This is a genomic window from Streptococcus penaeicida (assembly GCF_002887775.1).
GTDB lineage: Bacteria > Bacillota > Bacilli > Lactobacillales > Streptococcaceae > Streptococcus > Streptococcus penaeicida.
Window position 1 is genome coordinate 1 of record NZ_LOCM01000101.1, and the last position, 221, is coordinate 221.

Annotated in this window: 2 tRNA genes; both read right to left on the reverse strand. The window is 53.8% G+C overall.

Annotated features, from left to right (window positions below):
- Nucleotides 1–20 precede the first annotated feature (20 nt).
- A tRNA-Asp gene (locus AT575_RS10450) sits at nucleotides 21–92 on the reverse strand.
- 6 nt (nucleotides 93–98) lie between these two features.
- A tRNA-Val gene (locus tag AT575_RS10455) sits at nucleotides 99–170 on the reverse strand.
- Nucleotides 171–221: the final 51 nt, after the last annotated feature.

Consider the following 221-nt stretch of genomic DNA (forward strand, 5'->3'; position numbering starts at 1 on the left):
AGTCCACCAGACTTATAAAACGGTCCCGACGGGAATCGAACCCGCGATCTTCGCCGTGACAGGGCGACGTGATAACCGCTACACTACGGGACTTTTTATGGGAGTTAACGGGTTCGAACCGCTGACCTCTGCTTGTAAGGCAGATGCTCTCCCAGCTGAGCTAAACTCCCATTGAGTGTTCCTAAGCTAAGCGACTTCCGTATCTAACAGGGGGCAACCCC